Source organism: Pseudomonas sp. SDT291_1_S447 (genome assembly GCF_054070155.1).
In genome coordinates this window covers 1-228 of record NZ_JBSVXS010000411.1, presented here as the reverse complement: position 1 = coordinate 228, position 228 = coordinate 1, and the positions used below count along the sequence as shown (strand labels likewise).

Below are 228 nucleotides of genomic sequence, written 5' to 3'. Positions count from 1 at the left end.
AATAACTGTAGGGGATGACCTGCTCATATTTTCCGGTGTCGATCCACGCCTGATAGACCGCGGAGCCCGGTACTTTCCACACCACGCGATCGTGCTCATTCCCTTGAGCATTCTTGCCCTTGAGCACCAGCCGCACGGGTTGACCAGTCTTCATGAACGCCCATACCCCGGCACGGAATGTCGCGCCCGCTGTAACCTTGCTCAGATCCAACTCATCCCCCTCGGCCT

Annotated in this window: 1 protein-coding gene; it reads right to left on the bottom strand. The window is 57.9% G+C overall.

The genetic code is table 11. The features are described from left to right. A partial coding sequence (locus ACW9IR_RS30140; RefSeq protein ID WP_457466258.1) for a hypothetical protein occupies positions 1-211 on the bottom strand: 211 nt, incomplete at its 3' end. Between the last annotated feature and the right edge of the window lie 17 nt (positions 212-228).